The sequence below is a fragment of the Qipengyuania sp. ABI-127-1 genome (assembly GCA_022953095.1).
In the GTDB taxonomy this organism is placed as follows: domain Bacteria; phylum Pseudomonadota; class Alphaproteobacteria; order Sphingomonadales; family Sphingomonadaceae; genus Qipengyuania.
In genome coordinates this window covers 42,333-63,069 of sequence record JALJCR010000001.1, presented here as the reverse complement: position 1 = coordinate 63,069, position 20,737 = coordinate 42,333, and the positions used below count along the sequence as shown (strand labels likewise).

The window sequence follows — 20,737 nt, the reverse complement described above, 5'->3', positions numbered from 1 at the left end:
CGATGAGCGAGACGATCTATGCCCTGTCGAGCGGTGCGCCGCCTGCGGGGATCGGTGTTATCCGCATAAGTGGGCCGGGTGCCGGGGCGGCGCTCGAACGGCTTAGCGGGGGCCTTCCTCCCGAACGTTCCCCGCGCCTGAGAACCCTGCGCGATGGCGTCGGCGATACGCTCGACCAGGCTTTGGTCCTGTGGTTTCGCGGTCCGGCGACCGTGACTGGTGAGGATCTGGCCGAGATTCACTGCCACGGGGGCAGAGCGGTAATCGCGGCCATACTTGAGGAACTCGGGACTTACTTAGGATTGCGCGAGGCCGAACCGGGAGAGTTCACGCGGCGTGCTTTTGGCAATGGCAAGATCGATCTGGCCGAGGCGGAGGGTCTCGCCGATTTGCTTTCAGCTGAAACCGAAATGCAGAGGCGGGGAGCGATGCTCTCGGTCGGAGGGGAGCTATCGCGCCGCATTGAGGGGTGGCGTGAACGCGTCCTTGGCTTCGCCGCTGCGGTCGAGGCCGTCATCGATTTCGCCGACGAGGACGATGTTGTCGGCCTGCCGGGTGACTTCTATCGCCGGTTGGAAGATCTCGCTGCGGAGATCCGCGGCATCGCCGCCCAGCCTGCCACCGAGCGCCTTCGGGATGGCATTCGGGTCGTTTTGGCGGGTCCTCCCAATGCGGGGAAATCGTCGCTTTTCAATGCATTGTTGGCGGACGATGCCGCGATCGTCACTGCCGAGGCGGGGACAACCCGCGACGTTCTCGAACGCCCCGTAGCGATTGGCGGAGTTCCATTCGTACTCGTGGATACGGCGGGAATGCGGGAGAGCGGGGCGGGCGCCATCGAGGAGATCGGGATAGAGCGAGCCCGGCGCGAGGTCTCGGCGGGGCAGATCGTCCTGTGGTTGGGTGAGGAGGCAGACGCGCCCGAAGGCGCGATTTGCGTGCACTCCAAATCGGATCTGCGCCCCTCAGAAAGTGACGGTTTACAAGTTTCAGCGGTAACTGGTGCCGGGATCGAACGATTGACCGCGCTTTTGGTTGAGCGGGGGCGCACCGCTTTGCCCCCCGTGGATAGACTGGCTTTCAATCGTCGTCAGCGGGAGTGGGCGTTGACCGCGGCCGAGGCCCTCTCCGCCGTGAGAGCGGACCACGACCTCCTGCTTGCCGCTGAACATCTTCGGACCGCGCGGCGCGCGCTCGATCGACTGGTTGGTCGCGAGTCGACCGAGGAAATGCTCGACACGCTTTTCGGCAAATTTTGTATCGGGAAATAGTTGTTTCACGTGAAACATGCGCCTTTGACGTGAATCCCGGCTTTCGGTAGAGCGCCGATCCCATGCACGATTTCGATGTTCTTGTAGTCGGCGGCGGCCATGCTGGGGTCGAAGCGGCCTGCGCAGCCGCCCGAATTGGCGCGCGTACGGCTCTGGTGACGCTCGATCTCGAGAAGATCGGCGCCATGAGCTGCAATCCGGCAATCGGGGGGCTGGGGAAGGGGCATCTCGTCCGCGAAGTCGACGCGCTCGACGGCGTAATCGCCCGTGCTGCCGACGCCGCAGCGATACACTATCGCATGCTGAACAGGTCCAAGGGCAGCGCGGTATGGGGGCCGCGCGTTCAAGCGGATCGGAAGTTGTTTCATCGGGCGGTTCAAGCGATGGTCCGCGCGCAGCCATCACTGGAACTGGTCGCGGGGGAGGTAGCTGCCCTTCGTCTCGAAGGGGGGCGGGTGTGCGGACTGGAATTGGCGGATGGAACGCAGATCACGTCGCGTGCGGTGATCTTGTGCACCGGCACCTTCCTTGGCGGTATATTGTATCGCGGTGAAGAACGCTTCGAAGGCGGGAGGATAGGGGAGGGGGCTGCCCACCGTCTGGCGACGCAATTGCGCGAGGCCGATCTTCCGATGGGAAGGCTTAAGACCGGCACGCCTCCGCGTCTGGACGGGCGCACGATCGATTGGGCTTCGCTGGAGGAGCAACCGTCTGACAGTGAATGCTGGACGATGAGTTCGCTGACGGAGGCGAGATCAAACCCTCAGCTATTCTGCGCAATCACCCGTACCAATGCACGCGCGCATGACATTATCCGCGCCAACCTCGATCGGTCACCGCTGTTTTCGGGAGCCATCGGCGCGGCAGGCCCCCGTTACTGCCCCTCTATCGAAGACAAGATCCATCGCTTCGGCGATCGCGACGGGCATCAGGTATTCCTCGAGCCGGAGGGGTTAGATACCGAGCTTGTTTATCCGAACGGGATATCGACATCGCTTCCCATTGATGTTCAATTGGCCATGCTGCGGGCGATGGATGGTTTGAGCCGGGTGGAAATGTCCGTTCCGGGTTATGCAGTCGAATATGACCATATCGACCCGCGCGCACTGGCTTCTTCGCTGGAGCTTCACGCTATTCCGGGCCTTTACTGCGCGGGGCAGATCAATGGTACGACGGGCTATGAAGAGGCGGCGGCTCAGGGGATCGTCGCTGGTATGCATGCCGCTTCGACGATCCTTGGCGTCGAAGCGCTGCCGCTGGATCGCGCGAATTCCTACATTTCCGTGATGCTCGATGATCTGACGCTTCAGGGTATCACCGAACCCTATCGCATGCTGACCTCACGGGCGGAATACCGGCTATGCCTTCGGGCGAGCAATGCCGATACGCGCCTGACGCCCCTGGGAATAAAACACGGTCTGGTCGGAAAAGAACGTGCGGAATGGTACGACAGGCGTGAAGAGCGTCGCGCGCGATTTGAACAAGCGCTCGCTACCCCTATTCATTCGAAAGTTCTGGCGGAGGCGGGGTTTCACGTGAAACGTGACACCGGACCTCGTCCGGCTTCCGAGTGGATAGCCGGCGGTCATGCCGATTTATCCGCTCTGGGGCCGTGGCTGGACGGTGTTGATCCCGACGATTCGCTTGCCACCGAGTTGGCCGAGGATGCGTTTTATGCGCCTTATCTCGCGCGGCAAAGGGCCGAGCTTGCCGATCTGCGCACAAGCGAAGCGCAGCGCCTGCCTCCCGATTTTCCCTTCGCCGAGGTTCCTGGACTGTCCAATGAAATGATAGAACGGTTGTCGGTTGCACGGCCGGAATCGCTGGCGGCAGCGGGCCGTATCAGCGGTGTCACGCCGGCGGCGCTCGCCGCTTTGCTCGTTCATGTCCGAAAGAGGGATCGCGCGGCATGATCGCCAGCGAAGACGAAGCCCGCACCTATGTTGCCCGCCTTTCCGACCGTCTCGCGCTCGATCGGCTCGATATGCTCGTCAGGGAATTATCCGCGGAGAATCAGCGGCAGAACCTGATTGCCCGAGCGACACTGCCGATGGTCTGGCAGCGGCATATCGCCGATTCGGCCCAGTTGCTCGAGCTGTGCGAGCCGTGCGACGGCCCCTGGCTCGATCTCGGAAGCGGCGCGGGATTTCCAGGCCTGATCATCGCCGCGATGCGCCCGGATCTTTCGGTGGTTCTCGTGGAGTCGAGACGCCGCCGTATAGATTGGCTCGAAGGCGCCATTGGGAATTTGGGGCTGTATAATTGTCGGGTAGAGGGGCAGCGTCTGGAGAATGTTATCCCGTTCGAGGCCCGGACCATCTCCGCTCGGGCCTTTGCTCCACTCGACCGCTTGCTGACTTTATCCGCGCCCTTCTCCACAAGCTCTACCCATTGGGTGTTGCCCAAGGGGCGATCGGCGGCGCATGAAGTGGCGGGACTGCCCAAGAATCGCCGTGCCATGTTTCACGTGGAACAATCGGTAACCGATCCGGAGGCGGGGATCGTGGTTGGTCGCGGAAAATGGAGCGCAAAAGCATGATCACCATTGCTATCGCCAATCAGAAGGGCGGAGTGGGCAAGACGACCACTGCCATCAACATCGCGACGGCCATGGCTGCGACGGGGTGGAAGACTTTGCTGATCGACCTCGATCCTCAGGGCAATGCGTCGACCGGGCTTGGCATAGCGGCTGCCGCGCGTGAAAATACGAGCTACGATCTCCTGCTGGACCAGGCGTCGCTGGCAGAATGTGCACAGCCGACGGACATACCCGGCCTCGATATCGTTCCGGCGACGCAAGATCTATCGGGAGCAGAGGTTGAACTCGTTTCCGTCGATGATCGCACAGCAAGGCTGAGGCGTGCGCTCTCGTCACAAGCTCGCGGGAGTTTTGCGGGCTATGATGTATGTTTCATCGATTGTCCGCCCTCGCTCGGGCTTCTGACTCTCAACGCCCTGTCCGCCGCAGATACGTTGCTTGTGCCGCTGCAGTGCGAGTTCTTCGCGCTTGAAGGCCTCAGCCAGCTTCTCCAGACTGTCGAGCGCGTACAACAGGGATTCAACGCCGATCTGGGCATCGTCGGGATTGTTTTGACGATGTTCGACCGCCGTAATCGGCTAACCGATCAAGTGGCCGACGATGTGCGCGATTGTCTCGGCAATCTGGTCTTCGAACATGTGATTCCGCGCAATGTGCGCCTTTCCGAAGCGCCGAGCCATGGAATGCCGGCGCTGGTCTACGACCACAATTGCCCCGGAAGCCGGGCCTATATCGGCTTGGCCCGGGAACTCATCGGGCGTCTGCCGGAAAGGAAAAAGGCGGCATGAGTGACGGCGCGGAAAAATCGGGAGCCAGGACGATCGATCGCAAGAAGAAGCTGGGGAAGGGACTTGGAGCCCTGTTGGGCGAAACCCGCCGCGAGGAACCGCTCGTCCGGTCGGGCGCGGATGGGGGCGGGGGCCAGCAGACGGGGGCATCGGGGGGTATGGGCCAGGCTCATCCGACCGATGGGCTCGCTTCCATTCCGGTGGCGGATATCGAGCCGCTTCCCGGACAGCCCCGGACGCGCTTCGACGAGGAATCGCTCGAAGCACTCGCTTCTTCCATCGAAGCGCGTGGCGTGATCCAGCCTGTCATCGTGTCGCCACTAGGGCAGGGTCGTTACCGCTTGGTTGCGGGCGAGCGCCGTTGGCGCGCGGCGCAAAAGGCGCGATTGCACGAGATACCGGCACTGGTTCGCGAGCTTGACCGGCGCGAAGTGATGGCGCTGGCGCTCATCGAAAATCTCCAGCGCGAGGATCTCAATCCGGTCGATGAGGCGCGTGCGTATCAGAAGCTCGCCGAAGATGAGGGGATGACGCAAGCGGAGATCGCAAAGCTTGTCGACAAGTCACGCAGCCACGTCGCCAATATCCAGCGCCTCCTGAGCCTCCCGGACAGCGTGCTGGCGTTACTGGCCGAGGGAGCACTTACCATGGGGCATGCGCGTGCCTTGGTCGGCCGGGATGAGGCCGAAAGCCTCGCGGAAAAAGCGGTTTCCGACGGTTTGTCCGTGCGCGAAATGGAGGCGCTGACCCGCAAGCCGCGAAAATCGCGGTCGGATACGCCTTCGGCCCACCCCCATCAAAGCGAAAACGACGCCGATATCACTGCCGTGCAGGGTCACCTCGAAGAATTTCTCGGCATGCCGGTCAAGATCACCACCGATGTCACGCCCAACACGGGTAGCGTCACCATTCGCTATCGCACGCTCGATCAACTTGACCTTATTTGTCAGAGGCTTACGGGCGGCGATATTTAGGGGCGGCTAACAGAAGCGAGGCCTGACAGCATTTGTCTACCTTGGTGATCGAGCAGAAGACCCTTTCGCGGCCGAGAGGGGCTCAGGCTATCGAGGGCGATAGGGATGGTCCGGGATTATCGGTTTCATCAGGCTGCCTGATCAGGAATCGCTTCGCTCGGCTTCGATCGTATAATCCGGCGACTGGCGGTAGAGAAGTCTCCGGCCCGGCCATGGTCCCAGCGCCATCGATGTTGCGCGGCGCGACTTGGGAGCTGCGGGCACTGCTCCCCCTCTGGCGGGGATAGTCCATTCGCATCTCGACGCGTTTCGACCGGGTGGAGCCCGCGCAAATCGCGGCTTTCGTCGCCCCTCGTGCTAGCCAAGTCCGCGGGGCGCGGCGCGGAGTAACGAACCTGCACATTCGCGGGGCGGCGCATATAGCCTGGCTAGAGACCGTTATTCCGTCCGCGCGCTATTCACCTTCGCCGGCCTTTGGTGTCCGACATGGCGGTGCGCTGCATCACCATCACCCTTGGGGCTAGTTCGCGGGTGTTCCGTCGCGATACACTGCGCGCTGGGGCACTGCCACGGTCACCGGGACCAGCATGTATTGACCCGGCTGGACATACTGTGTGGTTCCCGCACTGGCGGTGGCTTTTCGCATATAGTCGTCGAGATAGGCCTGGCATTGCCCGTAGCTGTCGGTTGGACGGCGGTTGGCATCCTCGATTGCATCCCCGACGGCCATTCCGGCAAGCGCGCCAGTGCCCGCGCCGATCAAGGTGCCCGCCGTGCGATTGCCGCGTCCGGCTATGCGATTGCCGAGCACTCCTCCTGCAACGCCTCCGACCAAGGCGCCGATGATTTCACCGCGATCGCTATCGCTCTCATAAGTGTCGAGCCGGGCACGGCATTCCTCGAGCCATGCGTTGCGATCGAATGCCACGACCTGCGCCCCGGCCGGCAGATAGGTAGGGACCCCGCCGTAACCCGGCTGATAGCCATATCCATATTGTGGCGGAGCGACCTGCGTCGGCCCTTCACGATAGATCACGCGCGCGGTTCCGGCTGGCGGCTGCGCATAGCCCACAGGCGCCTGATGCACATAGATGACCTGCGGTGGCTGCTGCACATAGACGTAGGTCGGCTGTACTCCTTGCGCCGCGTAGCCTGGTGTACGCGGCGGGATCGTGCGCCTTGCGGAAGTTGGCGTAGCGGCAACCTCTTCGTATCGGTAATGCTGAGGATCCGAGGGATCGATCGGCTGGATTGTGGGCTTGCTCACAAAGACCGGAGCTTGCGCAGCCTGCCGAGCGGAGATGACTCTGGCGGCGCCTATGGGGCCGGGCTCGACCACCGGCTGCTCGGCCACCGTTTCGGTGACCACGTCGTCATCGAGTTCGGGCAGCGGTTGGGGATATTCATACGCACCTGTTTCGTACGACATGGCCTCCTGCGCGAGGGCGGCGCCCGGCAGAACCGCGAAGGCCGACGCTGTCAGGGCGAGAGCGGAACGGGTAGGCATGGTACGAACTCCTCTTGGCGACTCGGCAGAGGGCCGCGCCGCGCGCAGGGCCGAGTTTAGCACTCTACCGGCGCATCGCAAAAAGAGTGGCGGGGCTGTGCCGCGATGGGTCAGCGACGGTCAGATTCGCTCGGCGAGAATTCTGGCGAGCGCCTCGATACCGGCTGCGTCCTTGGCGTCGAAGCGGCACCTGGCTGGGCTGTCGAGGTCGATGACCGCGATAACCCTACCATCGCGCATGACTGGCACGACCAGTTCGGAATTGGTCGTGGAATCGCAGGCGATGTGGCCCGGAAAGCTGTGAACGTCCTCGACTAGCTGTGTGGCGCCGTCGCCAGCCGCCCTACCGCATACGCCCTGGCCCACCGGAATGCGAATGCAGGCGGGCCGCCCCACGAAAGGGCCGAGCACGAGTTCCCCGTCGATGACACGGTAGAAACCCGCCCAGTTGAGCTCGGGTAGAAAGTCCCACATCAAAGCCGCGACATTGGCCATATTGGCGACTGCGTCGGGCTCACCGACGGTCAGCGCGTCGGCCGCTTCGACCAGTTGGCGATAGGTTTCGGGCTTGGGTGTTCCGGGCTCGGGACGAAAATCGAACATGGCGCGCGATGTAGCGTGTGCGTGCCGCCCTGCAAGCCCCATTGCTCCCCGCCGCACGCTCGCTTATTCCCTCCGCCATGGGCATCCTGAAAAAGCTGGGCATCGCGCTCCTCGTCATCCTTCTGGTGATTCTGGTCGCCGGATACTTCCTCACCCGGGGAGACACTGCGGACATCGCTTTCGAAGAGACGGTGGGGACCGACCCGACGCTCGACGAGCCCGCCGAAGAGAGTTTCCCGACGGTCGCAATTGCGGAGCCGGTCGGCTGGGGCGAGGGCGAGGCTCCGATCGCGGCAGAAGGCCTTTCCGTCAATCGCTTCGCCGAAGGGCTCGATCATCCACGCACGCTGCAGGCACTGCCCAATGGCGATCTCCTCGTCTCGTTGACCCAATCGCCCAAGATCGAGAGCGGTGACAGCAACTGGCTGCGCGATCTGGTCGCGGGTTTCCTCTTCCGCAAGGCGGGAGCGGGCGGCGAAAGCGCGAACCAGCTCGTCCTTTTGCGTGATGCGGATGGCGATGGTGTGGCGGAAGGCCGCTTCGTCCTGCGCGATGATTTCGATTCGCCATCCGGGATCGCATGGGGCGATGGCACCCTCTATGTCGCCAATCACGACGAAGTGCTGGCCTTCGATTATGAGCTCGGCGCGACACGGCTGACCGGCGAAGGACGCAAGATCGCTGTTCTTGCCGAGGGAACCGGCCACTGGATGCGCAACCTCGCGCTGCATCCCGAAGGAGACCGACTCTATGCCGCCGTCGGGTCGAAGTCGAATATCGGCGAAGACGGTATGGATATCGAGGAAGGCCGCGCCCTCATCTGGGAAATAGACCTGGATACCGGGCGCCAGCGCGTGTTCGGAGCGGGGCTGCGCAATGCAAATGGGTTGGACTTCAGCCCATGGTCCGGTGAACTTTGGACCACGGTAAACGAACGCGACATGCTCGGCTCGGATCTGGTGCCCGACTACCTTACCAATGTCCCTGTCGGCGTTCATTATGGCTGGCCCTGGGTGTATTTCGGGGACAATTTCGATCGCCGGGTCAAATATCCGATTCCGCAGTTCATCAGCTATGTGAGGACCCCCGAATATGCGCTCGGCCCCCATGTGGCCGCACTCGGACTGGTGTTCAGCCGGGAAGGGGCGCGAATGGGCGAGCAATTCGCAAGCGGTGCCTTTATCGCGCAGCACGGGTCCTGGAACCGCAAACCGCCCTCGGGCTACGATGTCGTCTATGTCGCCTTCGACGAGCGCGGCAATCCAACGGGCAAGCCGGTTCCCGTGCTCACCGGTTTTCTCAAGGATGACGGCACGACGCGGGGGCGTCCAACCTGGGTCGAATGGGCGGGCGACGGTTCGCTGCTGGTATCCGACGATACGGCCGGGATCATCTGGCGCGTCGTTGCGCCGGGTGCCGAACCACAGGCCGGGCTCGACCGTGTGACCGGCGATCGCCTTCCTGCCCAGCGCGAATTGCGCGGGCAGGAAGCGACCTTTGGCCAGGACGATTATGCGCGGCGTGTCACCGCCGAATAGTTCAGCCCGCCAACTGGTCGGACGAGACCGCGTATAGCGGCGCGGCCCCGGCCATGGCGGCGGCTTTCAGCCCCGACGCCTCGGGCACGATCCGATCGAGGAAAAACCGTACGCTGGCCGGTTTCGTGGCCGCCAGTCCGGGCGCTTCGCCCGCTTCAACGGCGCGCAATTGCTTCAGCAGTTGCCACCCCGCGACCGTAACGGCGAACATCGTGCAAAACGGCACCGATCCGGCAAGGCGATCGTCGAGACTGGCCTCTTCGCGCATCCAGTCCGCCACTGCTGCACAATCCGCCGCGAGCCTGGCCAGTGCGGGTTCGTCGCCCGCGTCTTTCGCGGCATCCGCAATCAACCTGGAAAGGGCATTCCCCCCATCGAGGCCAAGCTTGCGGGTGACAAGGTCGGCGGCCTGTATCCCGTTGGTCCCCTCGTAAATCGGCGCTATTCGCGAATCACGCCAATGCTGCGCCGCCCCGGTTTCTTCCACGAATCCCATGCCGCCATGGACCTGAACGCCAAGGCTGGCGACTTCGATTCCGATATCGGTACCCCACGCCTTGATCAGCGGTGTGAGCACTTCGCCGCGAGCCCGGGCATCGACATCGCCCAGCGTACCCCGATCGACCTGGCCTGCGGTAAAATAAAGCAGGGCACGCGCCCCTTCGGTCAGCGCTTTCATCCGCAGCAGCATACGGCGCACGTCCGGATGCTCGATGATCGCGACCGGAGACTTGTCAGGCGAACCGGCGCGGGCGGATTGGACGCGCTCCTGCGCGTATATCAGGGCTTGCTGAGTCGCGCGCTCGCCGATCTGGACGCCCTGATTACCGACATTGATCCGCGCATTGTTCATCATTGTGAACATGGCCATCAGCCCACGGTTTTCCTCGCCGACAAGCTCGCCGATACACTCGTCCTCGTCCCCATAGCTCATCACGCAGGTGGGGGAGGCGTGGATGCCGAGCTTATGTTCGATGCTGACGCAGCGCAGATCGTTGCGCGGTCCGAGCGACCCGTCTTGCTTCAGGTGATATTTGGGCACGATGAAGAGCGAAATCCCGCGGCTTCCTTCGGGCGCATCGGGCAGGCGCGCGAGCACGAGGTGAATGATGTTCTTCGACAGATCGTGTTCGCCCCAGGTGATGTAGATCTTCTGGCCCTTGATCCGGTATTTGCCCGCGTGCTCGCCATCGGTGATGGGTTCGGCCGTGGTGCGTAATGCGCCTACATCCGATCCCGCCTGCGGTTCTGTCAGGTTCATTGTGCCCGACCATTCCCCGCTGACCAGCTTGGGCAGGTATTTTTCCTGCAGCTCCTTCGATCCGTGATGTTCGAGCGATTCGATCGCGCCCACGCTGAGCATGGGGAGCAGGTTGAAGGCCATGTTCGCCGTGCCCAGATTCTCCAGCACATTGCACGATAGTGTGAAAGGCAGCCCCTGCCCGCCAAAGTCGACCGGCCCGGAAATCGCGTTCCACCCTTGCTCGACATATCCGGCATAGCCCTCGGCGAAACCATTGGGCAGGCGAACCGCGCCGTTTTCCAGCTTCGCTCCTTCGAGGTCGCCGACGCGGTTGAGCGGAGCCCATTCACCAGCCGCGAACTCTCCGATTCCCGCCACGATCGCTTCGACCATATCGGGCTCCGCGGCAGCGAATTTCTCACTCTGGGCAAGCTCGTCGATACCCGCATTGACGCGAATGGCGAGCAACTGGTCCTGGGTGGCGGGGGTATAGGTCACAGGTAATCCTCTTGGCTTTGCGGGGGTTCAGATATAGCGCGCATCCATGGGCGGCAAATACGCTACGGAAACGCTTGACGCGGATGAGGGTGGCATCGCTCGGGCGGTGCAGATCCTCCGTGACGGGGGCCTTGTGGCCGTGCCCACCGAGACCGTCTATGGCCTTGCTGCCCGCGCCGATAGCGACACGGCGGTGGCGCGTATATACGAAGCGAAAGGCAGGCCCAGTTTCAACCCGCTGATCGTCCATGTCGCTTCGCTGGAACAGGCAAGGGAATTTGCCGATTTCCCGCCTGCGGCCGAGCGGCTTGCGCGCGAATATTGGCCCGGCCCGCTGACGCTCGTGCTTTCGCGCCATCGCGGTGCAAGGCTCGCCCAGGCTGTTACGGCGGGTCTCGAAACGCTCGCTCTGCGGATGCCCGCGCACCCGGTCATGCACGTATTGCTTGACCGAACCGGCTTTCCTCTCGCGGCCCCTTCGGCCAACCGCAGCGGCTTCATCAGCCCCACCTCGCCAGCGCATGTCCTGGCGTCGCTGGATGGCCGTATCGATGCGGTTCTGGATGGCGGCGAATGTGAGCGCGGTCTCGAATCGACGATTGCCGCGGTTCGGTCCGATGGGTCGGTAGACGTGTTGCGCCCTGGGCCTATCGCACTTGGCGGTTTGTCCGATAGACCGGGACGGATCGAAGCCCCTGGCCAATTGGCCAGTCACTATGCGCCGGGCAAGCCGGTCCGTCTGATGGCGTCAGAAGTTGCGCCAGACGAGTTCTGGATCGGATTCGGGGAATATCCGGGAGAATGCACCTTGTCCGCGAGCGGCGATCTCGCAGAGGCAGCCGCGCGGCTCTATGCTTGCCTCCACGAGGGCGCACGTTCGGACAAGCCTCGTATCGCCGTAGCACCGATCCCGGAGGAGGGGATCGGCATCGCCATCAACGACCGGCTGCGCCGTGCGGCAGCTCCGGCCGACTAGCGTTCGGGGTCGGCCGGAATGCTCGGTATGATCTGCTGCATCTCGGCATAAGTGTCGCGTGCTTTGTTGCACGCCCGGCGATCGCCGTCCTCGCACTGATCGAGCTGTTTTTGGTAATCGCGTTCGAGCTTCGCCAGACGCTGCTCGCGCTTGCGGATTTCCCGGCCTCGTTTTTCGTCCGCCTCCGATTGGCTGGTGGTGGCGAGGTCCACGCCTTTGCTGACCACTTTGACCGGAGCTGTCGCGACGTCGACCACGGTCTTCGCCAGACAGCCGGGCAACATCACAGCCGATGGAAGGAGAACCAGAATAGCTAGGCGACGCATGCGAGTTCCTTTCACAGCGCCGCCTAGCCGATAATCGGTGTGCCGTCGATGAACTCAGGCTTCTGGTGCGCCGGGCTCCTCGGGCGCCTCAGGTGTTTCGGGTGAAACCGGCGCCTCCGCTGCTTCGGCGGCGCTGCGCGCCTCGCGACAATTGAGCTTGCCCGAACCCATCGAGCTGACGGTGCAGTCTGCCCGGCCATTCACGGTGATCGTGCCCGATCCCATAATGCTGGCGTCGACCTCGCCGTCAGACGAGAATTCGGCGTCACCCGATCCCGCGACCGAGATATCGGCCTTGCCGACCTTGAGCCCTTCCATATTGGCCTTGCCCGAACCGGCAATGGTCAGGTCGAGCGTATCCACCTGGCCCGCCCCTTCGAAATCGCCGGAGCCGGCGATTGTCAGGTCGAGTGAATCGGCGTCGAAATCCGCGACCTTGGCGGTACCCGATCCGGCAATGGTGACATCTGTCTTGCCCGTCATCGAAGCCGCTTCCAGCTCGCCCGAACCGGCCAGGACCACGGCGCGCAGGCTGGGCATGGTCACTCGAACCGTGGCTCTGCCGCGATCCTTCCAGCTATTTTTCTCGCGACTTATTGTCAGCGAATCGTCATCCAGGGCGAAGCGCATGGCGTCGACCGCTTTCTCGTCACCCGAAACGGCAATGTCGAGTTCGTCGCCCTGTGTCACGATCACTTTGTCCGGGCCGGCAAGTACCAATTCGCTGGGATTGGCACCGGCCATGTCCAGTTCGGCCAAGGGAACGCCTTCAACGTCGCCAATCTGGATATTCATCCCGTCGCACCCGGCGACGAGCGTGGCACCGGCGAGGGCGGCAATCGGGACGAGGCCCTTGAAGATTCGATGGATCATCGCGGTCGTGTTCCTTTCACTACGGCAGTCCGTATTGCTGATATAATACAGCAGGCCGAGATCATCAAGGTGGTGAAACAAGGGGTGCTCACTTCGAGCACCCCTTGTTTGGGCATGTTGGAAGGTCAGATGAAGGTCAGCGCGAACAGGTGAGGCGCCCGGAGCCCATCCGGGTCTGGGTACAATCGGTGGTGCCCGAGACGATAGCATCGCCGCTGCCGACAATGCTTGCAGATACGCTGTCGTCGGCATTGAAGCGCGCATCGCCCGATCCGGCAATCGAAACGCTAGCCCGTTCGAGGCGGAGCCGCTGGCCATCGATTTCGCCGCTACCGGCGATCGTAATGCGCCCATTGCCTGCCCGCCCGGCGATGCGCAGGTCGCCAGACCCTGCAACCGTTGCTGTCAGTTCCCTGGCGGCGATACGGTCGACCTCGATTGTGCCCGATCCGGCCACGGTGGCATCGACCTGGTCTGTATCCATCGTATCGATCGAAAGGTCGCCCGACCCGGCCAGAGTGACGCCTTCGACAGCAGGGGCGATCACTTCGATCCTCGCGCTGCCTTCAATCTTGTCGCGGTTCGAACGGCGACCGATGATCAGCTTGCGATCTTCGACCTTGAAGCGCAATTCGGCGAGCACGACGGGATTGCCGCTGGCCCTGATGCGCCAGCGATCGCCACGCGTCACGCGAACATCGTCTTTGCTGGCAAGCGTCACCTGATCGAAGCGCGCGGTGCCGGACCAGGAGGTTGAGATGCGCTCTCCATTGTCGAGGGAGGAGCGCCACTCTTTCCCGGGATGCGCTTGGGTGGCGGGTATTGCGGCGAAGGCGGTAAGGCCCAGCGAGCAGGCGGCAAGCATACGAAACATGGCGGTTCTCCCGATGGATGGCCGCATGCTTCCCATTAAGCGGAACGCGTGTCGAGCTCGTTCGTCGACAAGTGTAATCGCTTAGTGGAATTGTTCTCTGAAAAGAAAGGGGGCGCCTTGCGGCCCCCCCTTTTACCTGTCCGAATTTCGACGCGCTTACGCGTCTTCGGTATTTTCGTAATATTGCGGCGCGTGTTCGCGAAGGACGTCGAGGATCTTCTCGAGAGCGGTAGCCTCGTCGGTTTTTTCCATCGCCGCGAGCTCGCGGGCGAGGCGGCTCGAGGCCGCTTCGAAAATCTGGCGCTCCGAATAGCTCTGTTCGGGCTGGTCGTCGGGGCGAAAGAGATCGCGCGTCACTTCCGCGATCAGCACGATTTCGCCCGAATTGATCTTCGCTTCGTATTCCTGGGCGCGGCGGCTCCACATGGTGCGCTTCACCTTGGGCTTGCCCTTGAGGGTCTCCATGGCTTCCTTGAGGGTCTTGTCCGAAGACAGCTTGCGCATGCCGATCGATTCGACCTTGTTAACCGGAACGCGCAGCGTCATGCGTTCCTTTTCGAATCGCAGGACATAGAGGTCGAGCTGCATACCGGCGATTTCCTCGCTCTGGAGCTCGATGACACGGCCGACACCGTGCTTGGGGTATACAACGTAGTCGCCAACGTCGAAGGCATCAGCCTTGCTAGCCATGCAATCTATCCTTTCATCCAGGCCCGGCCCGAGTGACCAACAGCGTCACGGGAACTCGAGGCCGCAATCCCGCGACGGGGGAGTGCGGTCTGGCACCAAATATGACGGTGTTGGTTGGCCTGCCCTTCCAATTCTCACACCTGCCCGGGAGCAAACCGGTGCAGTTGTTGCATTATATAGCACACTGCCCCCAATATTGCGAGTCTGGGCGGGAGAGCGGTTATTCAGGCCATGTTCCGCGTGCTGCGAAGCGCCGCATACTCGGCCCCGAGTAACAGCAGGAAACCTGTCGCCCAGAACCATGTGATAAGCGCCAGTACCGCTCCAAGCGTGCCATAGGTCGCATTGTAATTCCCGAAATTCGCTGCGTAAAAAGCAAAACCGGCAGTGGCAACGATCCACGAGGTAGCGAACAGGGTGGCGGCAGGCCATATCGCCGACCACGCCGGGGCGGGGGCATTGGGTGCAAAGCGGTAGAGCATGCCCGCCGCAAGAGTGGCCGCGATACCGGCAAGCACCATACTCGCCAAAGCACCGACCACGCCGCCGAGATTGGCGAGCGCCGCGCTGGCGATACCCGCCGCGATCATGCCCGCAAGACTCGCGGCCGTGATCGCCACCGCGACCAGATTGCCCCTGACGAAGCCGCGTTCCTCATCTGCATGAAACACGATGTTGAAGCCGGTCATCAGCGAGCGAGCCCCGCTTCGCGCGCCGAACAGCGCGACCGCCAGCGTCACAAACAGGCCGACGCCCTGAGCGCCGGACGATCCGTCCGACACAGCTTCCAGTTGCCCGGCTATCAGATCCGCCGCAGATGCAGGAAGCCGGTTCGTCAACAGCTCGATATGGGAGCCGACGGTCTGTGGAGCGGCAAAGACGCCGTAGGCGAGCACGATTGCGCCAAGGGCAGGGATGAGAGCGAGCAAGGCATAATAGGCGACGCCAGCCGCTATAAGCCCGATATTGTCCCGCGATCCGGCTTGCCAGGCCCCTTTCAGCGCAGCGAGCATGCGCGCCTAGCGTTTAGTCGCCTTCGCCTGGTTCGGGAGAGAAGTACTGCTCGTACTTGCCTTCCTTATCCTTGAATTCATCGGCATCGGCGGGCGGCTCTTTCGACTGGGTGATGTTGGGCCATTCCGCGCTGAACTTGGTGTTGAGTTCCAGCCATTTTTCGAGCCCGTCTTCGGTATCCGGAAGAATGGCTTCGGCAGGGCATTCGGGCTCGCACACGCCGCAGTCGATACATTCGCTGGGGTTGATGACGAGCATGTTCTCGCCCTCGTAGAAACAGTCGACCGGACAGACCTCGACGCAATCGGTGTACTTGCACTTGATGCAGGCATCGGTGACGACATAGGTCATGGGTAGCGTAATCCTCGCGAAGTGGTTCCCTGATCCGCGCTGCTAGGGCGGATTATCCGTTGGGGTCAAGCTCCCGATAGCAGGCTTGTGCTTCGCGCGGCGGCCCGCGGCGTTGGGGCAGAGCCAGGATTTCCACCAGCTTGACCGAATTGCCGAGGGGAAGGGTGAGGATATCGCCCTCTGCAATGTCGCGCGAACAGCGCGTCACGCGCTCGCCATTGCGGCGAATATGCCCCTTGTCGACCAGCTTGTGCGCCGCGCTGCGGGTGTGCGCGAAGCGCAGATAGCACAGCAGCCGGTCGATTCTCACGCGGGCTCCGCCATCAACGTACCAGATCGGCAAGCGCTGCGAAGGCGTTGCCCTCGCGGGGCTGAGCGGGCCTGGAGCGTTCCTGCTTGCGGCGCGAAGGGCGCCATTCCCAGCGGTCGGGCCGGGGCGGCCCGAACTGCCCTTCGGGAAGAGGCCTGGCCTTCTGGACGCGAAAACCCGCATTGCCGAGCAACCGCGCGATATTCGCTTCTTCCAGACCGATCGAAACGGGGAGGGCATAGTCCAGCACGAATTTGCGCTTGCGGTCTTTGGCCTGAGCCTTGGCGCGCGTTTCATGCGCGGCGCGCAGGATTTTTTCCGCCAGATCGATGCGAATCGCCTGGCTGCCCGCATGGCGATAGCCCGAAGGCAGCTTCTTCGCGTCGACGATCACCGGGAGCATCGCCTCTTGCAGGGGCCGCCGGTCGAGCCCGAGCGCGTGGAGTAGTCGGCGTGGTGCCGGCTTGAGCAGCGCGGGAGCGAAGATATCCAGCGCACCGAAGGTCACGCCGATCTTGCGCAGGAAGGGCCGCATCTCCTTGGGCAGATGCTCGATCCCCGCCTTCTCGCGGGTGACGTAGCCACCCCCCGCTATCAGGTTGAGGAGCAGCGCGCGGGCTTGTGACCCGGCATCGGGATTGCTTGCCGCATGGTGCATCTTTTCCAGCGGGGCGAGCGGTTCGAGCGTCTTGGCGAGCCAGGCCTCCAGTGCTGCCAAGAGCCTGGTGCGCGCGGTCTCGGGAAGCGCAGCGACTTCCCGCACGGGCTTTACCAGCGGTGTCACCGTGCCATCGCGATGCTCGAGCATCGCGAGCTCCTGTCCGTTCCAGCGGATGGCCCCGCCTGCCAGCTCGATATTGTCCATATCCGACGATGCGAGCGCTTCGGCCTTCCCGCCGAGCAGTCTGGGCAGCGCCTTCTCGGCAGCCGCCAGCAACATGCGGCGGTCCTCGTGCCGGGCGGAGGAATCGACGGTGAAGCGGAGCCCCTCGACATGGCCCAGCACTTCGCCTTCCACGCTAACCTCGCCCGCATCACTCAATTCAATCGGCAACATGCCTGCATCCTGTCCTAGCGACTTCATCAGGATCGCCGTCCTCCGGTTTACGAATCGTTCTGTCAGCCGCGCATGCAGCGCGTCCGACAGTTTTGCCTCTACCGCCCGCGCGCGCGACGCCATCTCGTCCCGCGCCAGCACCCAATCGGGTCGCTGACAGATATAGGCCCAGCTGCGAATCGCCGCGATCCGCCCCTGCAGCGTATCGATGTCTCCGGCCATATTGTCGAGTTCGCTGATCCGCGCGGCGACATAGTCCGCACCGATATAGCCCTGCGCGAGATCCTGCCACAGGCGCGCGACGAAACGCGCATGAACGTCGGGACCGCGCTGCCGGAAATCGGGCAGCGAGCAGACTTCCCAGAACCGCCGGACCGCGCCGTGCCCGCGCACATCGGCCGCGACAGGTTCCTCTGCAAGGCGCTTGAGCGTGGCCAGGTCGATCGCCTCGGGCGCCAAGCGCAGGGCGGGATCGCCCGGTGGCGCCTCGAGATCGCCGATCAGCGTATCGAGCGTGTCGAAACGTGGTTCGGGCTCGCGCCAGTAGAGGTGAGTCAATGGCGCGAAGCGGTGCTCCTCGATCGCATAGACCTCTTCCTCGGTGAATTCCGGCGGTGCACCATGCTTGTTCGTTCCCGAGAGCGTCCCGAAGGTGCCATCGCGCTGGTGGCGGCCCGCGCGTCCGGCAATCTGCGCCATTTCCGCTGGCAGCAGCCGTCGCATTCGCATTCCGTCGAACTTGGTTAGGCCCGCAAAGGCGACATGATTGACATCGAGATTGAGCCCCATGCCGATCGCGTCGGTGGCGACGATGTAGTCGACCTCGCCATTCTGGAACAGCGCGACCTGCTTGTTGCGCGTCTCGGGACTGAGCGCGCCCATCACCACTGCCGCGCCGCCGCGAAACCGGCGGAGCATTTCGGCCACCGCATAGACTTGCTCGGCGCTGAAGGCGACGATCGCGCTCCGGGGCGGCAGGCGCGATAACTTGCGCGGACCGATATGCGTCAGCGTCGAGAACCGCGGTCGCTCGGAAATTTCCGCCTGCGGCACCAGTTGCCGAACCAGCGGTTCGAGCGTGCCGGCGCCCAGCAGCATCGTTTCCTCGCGCCCCCGCAAATTAAGCAGGCGATCGGTGAAGATGTGACCGCGCTCGCGATCGGCGGAAAGCTGGGCTTCGTCCAGCGCGACGAAAGCTGCGCCCGCCCCGTCGCGCGGCATCGCCTCGACCGTACAGCACATATAGCGCGCGCCCTTGGGCTCGATCCGTTCTTCGCCGGTTATCAGCGCCACGGCATTGTCGCCCTTGATCGCGCGGACCCGTTCGTAGACTTCGCGCGCGAGCAGGCGCAGCGGAAAGCCCATGCAGCCGCTCGAATGCGCCGCCATGCGCTCGATCGCCAGATGCGTCTTGCCGGTATTGGTTGGTCCGAGGACCGCCTTGATCGCGCTACCCTGCACGCCCCCTAAGTGGCAGTGCGCGATCACGGGTGCAACCGCGCGCCGCGCCTTCGCATCGATTCACCGCAATCCGGACTCGCATGATCGCAAGTTAAGCCCGGCTTTACTTTGTTTTGGCAGGCACGACGGGCAAAGGATTCGCAAGAAGGGGCGCGCGCCATATCCGTTCGCACCGGATCGGCCAACTGGAAGGGACACGAGACGTGTACAGGTCCCACGCGGACACATATGGAGCGGGGAGAATGACCGAATCGGGCGGTTTTGGTCAGTCCGCTGCCGCGCTCGCGCATGATCAGATCGCCCCTCCTGTCGAATCCCCATCCTTTTCTCTCAAGACTGTATACGAACAGCTTTCCGGCCGACTGGCGGCGTTCGATCTCGTGCCGGACCTCGGCAGCGATATCGGTAGCAAACGGTGGCTTCGCGGGTTCGCGACCTTTATTGGCCTGTCGGGCACGGCGCTGGCGTTCTGGCCGAGTTTCGCCCCGCTGGAAGCGGCGGCACCGACCCATATCGACGATGCGGTGCGCGACGAATATCGCAGCCAGATGATCATGCCTCTGGCGCTCGGCGCGGATAGCGGGCGGCATATGGGCGCGACTGCCCTTGTCGCTCCTTTGGCCTCCGCGCCAGAGCGACCGAGGTTGGAAATGGTCGCGACCCTGGCCAAAGGCGACAGTTTCGAACGCATGTTGCGGCGGGCAGGTGTCGGGAGAGCCGACACTGTACGGGTGACCGAACTCGTCGGCGGTGCGATTGCGCTGGACGACCTCAAGCCCGGAACGAAATTCGACATCGCGCTGGGACGCCGCCCCGCACCCGGCGAACCCCGCCCTGTCGAATCGATAGCCTTTCGCGCGCGTTTCGACCTTGCGCTCGATATCGGGCGGTTCGACAAGGGCACCGAACTGTCGCTGACGCAGAAAGTCATTCGGGTGGACGAGACACCGCTGCGTATCAGGGGTGTGGTCGGGGACAGTCTGTATCGCTCGGCGAGGGCTGCGGGCGCGCCGGCCAGCGCCGTGCAGGCCTATCTCAAAACGCTTGGCCAATATGTGAACCTGGACCGTGACGTAGGTTCGGGGGACACGTTCGACTTCATCGTCGCGCATCGCCGCGCGGCCACGGGCGAACGTCAGGCGGGCCAGTTGCTTTATGCCGGGCTCGAACGCGATCAGAAGCCGCGCGTACAGCTGATGCGCTGGGGCGAGGGAGGCGAATTCTACGAGGCGTCGGGTGTCGGCGAGCAGCGCGGTGGTCTCATGGCTCCTGTTCCCGGCCGGACAACCTCGCGCTTCGGCATGCGCCGTCATCCCATCCTGGGATATCGGCGCATGCATGCAGGCCTGGATTTCAAGGCTCGCCACGGCACCCCGATCGTCGCCGTCACCGATGGCCGCGTGACCGGTGCAGGGCGGATGGGTGGTTGCGGCAATGCCGTGCGGCTGCGCCATGGTGGCGGGCTCGACACGCGTTATTGCCATATGAGCCGCATTGCTGTCCGCCGGGGGCAAACCGTGCGGCGCGGCCAGGTGATAGGCTATGTCGGATCGACCGGCCTGTCGACGGGGCCGCATTTGCATTACGAGATGTATCGTGGTGGCCGGGCGATCAATCCTGCCTCGGTCACATATGTGACCCGCTCCCAACTCGCCGGAGCCGAGCTGCGCCGCTTCAAGGATACTCTCGACAAGATGCAAACAGTCGAACCGGGGGCCGCGCTGGCCGAATTGCAACAGACCGCAGCCGAACTCGCCGCGCAGGAGCCGGAGCGCGAAATCGACAAGCTGTCGGCGCCCAAGAACAGTTGAGATTGCACCGCGCGCGCGCTTGCGGCAGAGCGG

The 20,737-nt window shown here is 63.2% G+C and carries 19 protein-coding genes; 8 read left to right on the top strand and 11 right to left on the bottom strand.

Annotation, left to right across the window (positions count from 1 at the left end; genetic code table 11):
* Window positions 1-2 precede the first annotated feature (2 nt).
* The 5 genes from mnmE (at window position 3) to MUY37_RS00300 (ending at window position 5,572) form a co-directional block, all read left to right on the top strand.
* Window positions 3-1,271 carry a tRNA uridine-5-carboxymethylaminomethyl(34) synthesis GTPase MnmE gene (mnmE, locus tag MUY37_RS00320; RefSeq protein ID WP_499193496.1) on the top strand — a complete coding sequence of 423 codons (1,269 nt, stop codon included), beginning with the start codon at window positions 3-5 and terminating at the stop codon, window positions 1,269-1,271.
* Window positions 1,272-1,333: 62 nt separating this feature from the next.
* Window positions 1,334-3,184: a tRNA uridine-5-carboxymethylaminomethyl(34) synthesis enzyme MnmG gene (gene mnmG, locus MUY37_RS00315; RefSeq protein WP_499193495.1), complete on the top strand. Its 1,851-nt coding sequence runs from the start codon at window positions 1,334-1,336 to the stop codon at window positions 3,182-3,184.
* Window positions 3,181-3,810 (top strand): 16S rRNA (guanine(527)-N(7))-methyltransferase RsmG, encoded by a 630-nt coding sequence (gene rsmG, locus MUY37_RS00310; protein ID WP_499193494.1) that lies wholly within the window; start codon window positions 3,181-3,183, stop codon window positions 3,808-3,810. Before mnmG ends, rsmG begins: the two co-directional genes overlap by 4 nt.
* On the top strand, window positions 3,807-4,598 hold the full coding sequence (locus MUY37_RS00305; protein WP_499193493.1) for a ParA family protein: 792 nt from the start codon (window positions 3,807-3,809) through the stop codon (window positions 4,596-4,598). Before rsmG ends, MUY37_RS00305 begins: the two co-directional genes overlap by 4 nt.
* On the top strand, window positions 4,595-5,572 hold the full coding sequence (locus MUY37_RS00300; RefSeq protein ID WP_499193492.1) for a ParB/RepB/Spo0J family partition protein: 978 nt from the start codon (window positions 4,595-4,597) through the stop codon (window positions 5,570-5,572). Before MUY37_RS00305 ends, MUY37_RS00300 begins: the two co-directional genes overlap by 4 nt.
* Window positions 5,573-6,092: 520 nt before the next feature.
* Here the strand turns inward: MUY37_RS00300 and MUY37_RS00295 are convergent.
* Window positions 6,093-7,079 (bottom strand): glycine zipper 2TM domain-containing protein, encoded by a 987-nt coding sequence (locus tag MUY37_RS00295; protein ID WP_499193491.1) that lies wholly within the window; start codon window positions 7,077-7,079, stop codon window positions 6,093-6,095.
* A 120-nt stretch (window positions 7,080-7,199) separates the two neighbouring features.
* Entirely contained in the window at window positions 7,200-7,682 is a 483-nt protein-coding gene (locus MUY37_RS00290) for a GAF domain-containing protein (protein ID WP_499193490.1), read from the bottom strand.
* Window positions 7,683-7,759: 77 nt separating this feature from the next.
* Between MUY37_RS00290 and MUY37_RS00285 the strand changes: the two genes are divergently transcribed.
* Window positions 7,760-9,220, top strand: coding sequence for a PQQ-dependent sugar dehydrogenase (locus MUY37_RS00285; RefSeq protein ID WP_499195093.1), 1,461 nt, complete (start codon window positions 7,760-7,762; stop codon window positions 9,218-9,220).
* A 1-nt stretch (window position 9,221) separates the two neighbouring features.
* Here the strand turns inward: MUY37_RS00285 and MUY37_RS00280 are convergent, their stop codons facing one another.
* Window positions 9,222-10,961, bottom strand: a complete 1,740-nt coding sequence (locus MUY37_RS00280; protein WP_499193489.1) for an acyl-CoA dehydrogenase family protein — start codon at window positions 10,959-10,961, stop codon at window positions 9,222-9,224.
* A gap of 46 nt (window positions 10,962-11,007) precedes the next feature.
* Between MUY37_RS00280 and MUY37_RS00275 the strand changes: the two genes are divergently transcribed.
* Window positions 11,008-11,937 (top strand): L-threonylcarbamoyladenylate synthase, encoded by a 930-nt coding sequence (locus MUY37_RS00275; protein ID WP_499193488.1) that lies wholly within the window; start codon window positions 11,008-11,010, stop codon window positions 11,935-11,937.
* On the opposite strand, the gene MUY37_RS00270 is transcribed toward MUY37_RS00275, so the two are convergent.
* The 8 genes from MUY37_RS00270 to MUY37_RS00235 all read right to left on the bottom strand — a co-directional run bounded on the left by MUY37_RS00270 (window position 11,934) and on the right by MUY37_RS00235 (window position 18,893).
* Window positions 11,934-12,263, bottom strand: a complete 330-nt coding sequence (locus MUY37_RS00270; RefSeq protein ID WP_499193487.1) for a hypothetical protein — start codon at window positions 12,261-12,263, stop codon at window positions 11,934-11,936. The genes MUY37_RS00275 and MUY37_RS00270 overlap by 4 nt on opposite strands.
* Window positions 12,264-12,317: 54 nt before the next feature.
* Complete coding sequence (locus MUY37_RS00265; RefSeq protein WP_499193486.1) at window positions 12,318-13,136, bottom strand: head GIN domain-containing protein; 819 nt, start codon at window positions 13,134-13,136, stop codon at window positions 12,318-12,320.
* Between the two features lie 136 nt (window positions 13,137-13,272).
* Window positions 13,273-14,010 (bottom strand): head GIN domain-containing protein, encoded by a 738-nt coding sequence (locus MUY37_RS00260; protein ID WP_499193485.1) that lies wholly within the window; start codon window positions 14,008-14,010, stop codon window positions 13,273-13,275.
* 156 nt (window positions 14,011-14,166) lie between these two features.
* The gene (locus MUY37_RS00255) at window positions 14,167-14,700 is read right to left on the bottom strand and encodes a CarD family transcriptional regulator (RefSeq protein WP_115415586.1); all 534 of its coding nucleotides are present in this window, start codon (window positions 14,698-14,700) and stop codon (window positions 14,167-14,169) included.
* Between the two features lie 224 nt (window positions 14,701-14,924).
* Window positions 14,925-15,713 (bottom strand): YihY/virulence factor BrkB family protein, encoded by a 789-nt coding sequence (locus MUY37_RS00250; protein WP_499193484.1) that lies wholly within the window; start codon window positions 15,711-15,713, stop codon window positions 14,925-14,927.
* Window positions 15,714-15,726: 13 nt separating this feature from the next.
* Window positions 15,727-16,065 (bottom strand): ferredoxin FdxA, encoded by a 339-nt coding sequence (fdxA, locus tag MUY37_RS00245; RefSeq protein ID WP_115415588.1) that lies wholly within the window; start codon window positions 16,063-16,065, stop codon window positions 15,727-15,729.
* A 52-nt stretch (window positions 16,066-16,117) separates the two neighbouring features.
* Window positions 16,118-16,375 (bottom strand): RNA-binding S4 domain-containing protein, encoded by a 258-nt coding sequence (locus MUY37_RS00240; RefSeq protein WP_499193483.1) that lies wholly within the window; start codon window positions 16,373-16,375, stop codon window positions 16,118-16,120.
* A 13-nt stretch (window positions 16,376-16,388) separates the two neighbouring features.
* Complete coding sequence (locus MUY37_RS00235) at window positions 16,389-18,893, bottom strand: helicase-related protein (protein WP_499193482.1); 2,505 nt, start codon at window positions 18,891-18,893, stop codon at window positions 16,389-16,391.
* 242 nt (window positions 18,894-19,135) lie between these two features.
* Here MUY37_RS00235 and MUY37_RS00230 point away from each other — a divergent pair, with 242 nt between their 5' ends.
* On the top strand, window positions 19,136-20,704 hold the full coding sequence (locus MUY37_RS00230; protein WP_499193481.1) for a peptidoglycan DD-metalloendopeptidase family protein: 1,569 nt from the start codon (window positions 19,136-19,138) through the stop codon (window positions 20,702-20,704).
* The last annotated feature ends 33 nt before the right edge of the window (window positions 20,705-20,737 follow it).

Excerpts from the sequence above, each read along its gene's own strand:
- mnmE (WP_499193496.1), top strand. The coding sequence starts at position 3 with ATGAGCGAGACGATCTATGCCCTGTCGAGCGGTGCGCCGCCTGCGGGG.
- mnmG (WP_499193495.1), top strand. The coding sequence starts at position 1,334 with ATGCACGATTTCGATGTTCTTGTAGTCGGCGGCGGCCATGCTGGGGTC.
- rsmG (WP_499193494.1), top strand. The coding sequence starts at position 3,181 with ATGATCGCCAGCGAAGACGAAGCCCGCACCTATGTTGCCCGCCTTTCC.
- MUY37_RS00305 (WP_499193493.1), top strand. The coding sequence starts at position 3,807 with ATGATCACCATTGCTATCGCCAATCAGAAGGGCGGAGTGGGCAAGACG.
- MUY37_RS00300 (WP_499193492.1), top strand. The coding sequence starts at position 4,595 with ATGAGTGACGGCGCGGAAAAATCGGGAGCCAGGACGATCGATCGCAAG.
- MUY37_RS00295 (WP_499193491.1), bottom strand. The coding sequence starts at position 7,079 with ATGCCTACCCGTTCCGCTCTCGCCCTGACAGCGTCGGCCTTCGCGGTT.
- MUY37_RS00290 (WP_499193490.1), bottom strand. The coding sequence starts at position 7,682 with ATGTTCGATTTTCGTCCCGAGCCCGGAACACCCAAGCCCGAAACCTAT.
- MUY37_RS00285 (WP_499195093.1), top strand. The coding sequence starts at position 7,760 with ATGGGCATCCTGAAAAAGCTGGGCATCGCGCTCCTCGTCATCCTTCTG.
- MUY37_RS00275 (WP_499193488.1), top strand. The coding sequence starts at position 11,008 with ATGGGCGGCAAATACGCTACGGAAACGCTTGACGCGGATGAGGGTGGC.
- MUY37_RS00270 (WP_499193487.1), bottom strand. The coding sequence starts at position 12,263 with ATGCGTCGCCTAGCTATTCTGGTTCTCCTTCCATCGGCTGTGATGTTG.
- MUY37_RS00265 (WP_499193486.1), bottom strand. The coding sequence starts at position 13,136 with ATGATCCATCGAATCTTCAAGGGCCTCGTCCCGATTGCCGCCCTCGCC.
- MUY37_RS00260 (WP_499193485.1), bottom strand. The coding sequence starts at position 14,010 with ATGTTTCGTATGCTTGCCGCCTGCTCGCTGGGCCTTACCGCCTTCGCC.
- MUY37_RS00255 (WP_115415586.1), bottom strand. The coding sequence starts at position 14,700 with ATGGCTAGCAAGGCTGATGCCTTCGACGTTGGCGACTACGTTGTATAC.
- MUY37_RS00250 (WP_499193484.1), bottom strand. The coding sequence starts at position 15,713 with ATGCTCGCTGCGCTGAAAGGGGCCTGGCAAGCCGGATCGCGGGACAAT.
- fdxA (WP_115415588.1), bottom strand. The coding sequence starts at position 16,065 with ATGACCTATGTCGTCACCGATGCCTGCATCAAGTGCAAGTACACCGAT.
- MUY37_RS00230 (WP_499193481.1), top strand. The coding sequence starts at position 19,136 with ATGACCGAATCGGGCGGTTTTGGTCAGTCCGCTGCCGCGCTCGCGCAT.